Origin of the sequence: Streptomyces antioxidans (genome assembly GCF_000968685.2) — a bacterium.
Taxonomy (GTDB): Bacteria; Actinomycetota; Actinomycetes; order Streptomycetales; family Streptomycetaceae; genus Streptomyces; species Streptomyces antioxidans.
Window position 1 is genome coordinate 1 of record NZ_LAKD02000111.1, and the last position, 3837, is coordinate 3837.

Annotated in this window: 4 protein-coding genes; all 4 read right to left on the reverse strand. The window is 69.3% G+C overall.

Going from position 1 to position 3837, the window contains the following annotated elements; translation table 11 throughout:
• Positions 1–642: TetR/AcrR family transcriptional regulator (locus tag VT50_RS32010; protein WP_079343932.1), on the reverse strand; the 642-nt coding region annotated here is incomplete at its 3' end.
• 102 nt (positions 643–744) lie between these two features.
• Positions 745–1683, reverse strand: coding sequence for a phytanoyl-CoA dioxygenase family protein (locus VT50_RS32015; protein ID WP_046085446.1), 939 nt, complete (start codon positions 1681–1683; stop codon positions 745–747).
• A gap of 34 nt (positions 1684–1717) precedes the next feature.
• Entirely contained in the window at positions 1718–2845 is a 1128-nt protein-coding gene (locus VT50_RS32020) for a serine hydrolase domain-containing protein (RefSeq protein ID WP_046085445.1), read from the reverse strand.
• 152 nt (positions 2846–2997) lie between these two features.
• The coding region (locus VT50_RS32025; RefSeq protein WP_206269517.1) for an FAD-dependent monooxygenase at positions 2998–3837 on the reverse strand (840 nt) is incomplete at its 5' end.

A 3837-nucleotide genomic window follows, 5' to 3' on the forward strand; every position in this document is an offset into this window, starting at 1 on the left:
CTCGCGCAGCGCCGCCATGGGCTCGCGGTCGCCGACCAGTTCCTGGATGTGCGGGTACTCGCCGCCGCTCAGCTCCGACCGCAGGTACTCACCGAGCGCGTCCGGTGCCGACTGCACGGCCTCCGCGCCCGGCTCGATGTCGCTCTTCAGCACGAAGCCGGACACGAAGTCGTCGACCATGCCGACGATCTCCACGCGTGTCCTCGCATCGAGACCGGTTCCGGCGACCGCGGCCAGCGACTGCTCGAAGTGCCGCATCGCGTGCGGGCTCATCCGTCCCTGCTCGTCCATACCGGTGATCGCCCAGGGGTGACTGCGGAACACCGCACGGGTCCGGCGGGCGAGCGCGGTGAGTACGTGCCGCCAGTCACCGGTCAGCTCCCGCGCCGGGAGCAGCAGCTCGGCCATCACCTCGTCGGTCATCAGCGCGACGAGGTCCCGTTTGGACGGAACGTAGTGGTACACGGTCATCGTGCCGGCGCCGAGCTCGGTCGCGATCCGGCGCATGGACACCGCGTCGATGCCTTCGCCATCGGCGATGGCGAGGCCGACCCGGATGATCTGTGCCCGGGTGAACCGGGGCTTGCGCGCCCCGGGCTCAGACCGGGCCCAGATGGGCGCGCTGTCCCTCACGTCGGCCACCGGGTATCTCCACGTCCGTCCACGCTGGTCCTGGCCGACGTCCCGGCCGACCGGTCGTCCAGTGTACTGATGGGCCGTACACCGCACGACCGGCGCACGCGGCTACGGCCGGGGGACGTCGAGGATCGGGTAGACGGTCCGGCCGATCATGGCTTCCGCCATATCGCGGGTCGGGTCCTTGATCTCCCAGCCGTTGTAGAGGTCTATCAGCTGGGCGAGCCGGGGCGAGTGCCGGTCCAGCGCGCCGTCCGGAACGCGGGCGTGCAGGTTGGACTGCGGCTTGAGGTACCAGCGGCTGAAGTACATCACCGCGCTGACCCGCTCCCCCGGCGCCGTTCTCGGTGACGCGCCGTGCCAGGTGGAGCCGTACCAGGCGATGATCGAACCGGCCGGGCACTCGATCGAGACCGGCTCGGGGAAGCCGGTGCCGAACAGCGCGGACGGGCTGTTGGCCGAGGTGAAGTCGCCCTGCGCCTCGCCGCCGACGGGCTGGCGCAGCAGCCGGTGGCTGCCCGGGATCACCTTCGTCGACCCGCACTCGGGCGAGTACTCGGTCAGCGCGTAGGTGACGTTGGCGAACTGCGGGACCACCGGCCACGGCTCGGTGATCGAGCTGTCGGCGTGGAACACCAGCGGGGTGTCGCCCTGCGGCTTCACCGCGCCCTCGAACGCCGACAGTCGGCAGGTGTGGCCGGCCATCGCGCGGGCGAGGGTCTGTGCCACCGGGTTCATCAGCGCCTGCTCGAAGACCGGGTCCTCCCAGAGCAGTTCGCCCATGAGCTCGCCGAGACCGCTGGTGGAGGCCATCTGCATGGCCTGGGCGTACTTCTGCTCCTCGGTGCGGCGCCGGTGTACGGCGACCACCGTGTCCCGGAGCCGTTCGACGAACTCCGTGCTCCCGACCTTCTCCGGCGGGATCACGGTGTAGCCGTCGCGTTCCAACTGGTGAACGTTGTCGGTGATGCCGAGCTTCTCGGCGGCCTCGGTGATGATCGGGTCGGGGCCCACCCGGTTCAGCACGTCCATCGCGGGCGCGGTCATACGCAACTCCTTCGCGGGATACCGTGGATTGACGTCAGTCCGTGGCGGACAGGTGCCGGGCCACGAGGTCGTTCATCTTCGAGTTCAGCTCGACGGTGATTTCGCCGGTGACGCCCAAGTACATGCGGCGTCGGCCGTCCTCGCTGATGCCCCCGCGCATGTTCCACCCGACGAAGCCACCACCGTGACCGTAGAAGTAGCCCTTCTCCTCGGCGAGCGGCAGCCTGATCAGTCCGAGGCCGTAGCACGCGCCGGGCCACATCGCGGCCAGCTGCGGGGCGGGCATGGCGTCGTACATCTGTCGCCGCTGCTCTTCGGGGAGCAGCGTGCCCTCGTGCAGCGCGGTGAAGAACCGGATGAGGTCGGCCGGCGTGCTGATCATCTCGCCCGCGGCGCCGACCACGGTGGGGTTGAACCGGGTGACGTCGATCGGCTCGGCGAGGTTGTACCCGCAGTAGGAGCGGGCGTGCGGTTCGGGCATCTCCGGGTCGGCGCCGGGCAGCACGGTGTCCCGCAGCCCGAGCTGGCCGACGATCCGGGTGTTGAGCTCCTCGCGCCAGTCGTTTCCGGTGACTGCCTCGATGATCATGCCGATGAGGGTGTAGTTGGTGTAGCTGAAGCCCCAGTCGGTGCCGGGCGCGAACTTCGGCTCGGCCCCCATGGCCACGTCGATCAGCTCGTGCGGGGTGTAGGTGCGCAGCCCCTTCTCCGCGTAGCCCTCGACGTAGTTCAGCGAGGAGATCGTCTCCATGTCGTGGGTGTAGTCGTACACCCCGCTGGTGTGCTGCAGCAGGTGGCGGACGGAGACCTTGGCGCCGTCGTGCCCGTTGCCGGTCACCAGCCCCGGCAGCCACCGCTCCACGGTGTCCTCGAGTGACAGCTTGCCCTCGGCGACGAGCTGGAGGGTGACGACTGCCATGAACGACATCTGGACGAACCCAACCCGGCACCGGGTGTCGTAGGGAACCGGTTCACCGGTCTCCTTGTCCCCGACCCCGGCGCGTGCGGTGACGACGCCGTCCGGTGTCTCCAGCACCGCGATGACGCCGGTTCCACCTGCTTCGTGGAGGCCGTCGAGTCCGCGCTGCAGTTCGGCGGTCGGTTCGAGTGCCGACACCGCCGTCACACCGCCTATCGCGTCCTCCACTATCCTTTCCTGCATCGTGTTTCCCTTCACACGGAATGTACGGAGTTCCGCCGTGGCGCAGGCCGGAACGGCGCGTGTCAATAAAAAGGATGAGGTGAAATCAGAGGAAACCGTAGCCATCTGCGGCAGGCCGCAACAACCCCCTATTCCCCCCTTAGCCGATCAGTTCAGGCCGTGTCCCGAGCGAGCTCGCGCATATTCTTCGACTTCTGCGAAAGGTAATTGCTGAAGTACCGGAAGTTGCGTTTTTGGGCGCGCGGGGACGCCTGCCTGCCGACTTTCGCGACGGTACGGAGCACTTTGCCGCCGAAGTCGTTGTCGGCCATTTTGGCCACCATCCACAGGGCCCTGATCTTCGGCTTGCGCACCGTCGCGTAGCGCTTGAGCAGCGCCGCCGGATCACCGGACTCCCGGAGGAGCCCGCTGAGCACCCAGGCGTCCTCCAGCGCCTGGTTCACGCCCTGCGCCACCCTCGGCGGCACCACGTGCGCCGCGTCGCCGACCAGGACGACCCTGCCTTCCCCCCACCGCCGGGGGGCGCGGTGCATGACGTGGGGGAACAGGCCGACGTCCTGGTCCTCGATCACCTCGAGCAGTTCGGGCACCGGGTGGGGGAACCCGGCGAACCGGGCCCGCAGGTTCGCGGCCGCGGACTGTGTCCGGCCCGGCTCGGGCTCATCACCGAGCGCGCCGGGCGGTACCAGCTCGCCATCGGTCCACGGTGTCTCGAACGCCCAGAACAGCAGGCCCTCGCCGACCGGGTGCAGCGCGACCCAGCCCGCGGGACCGCCGAACGCGTTCACCTCGTGCCCGGAGGTCAACGGGACCGGAAGCGCGGTCACACCGTGCCACGTGGCCCAACCGGTGTGGGCGGCGGGGTGGTCGCCGAGCAGATGGCGGCGGACCGCCGAGCGGTGCCCGTCCGCGCCGATCAGCACATCGCCGACGACCTCGGTCCCGTCGGCGAACGTGGCGACGGCCCTGGCTTGGTCGCCGGTGCCCCTGGT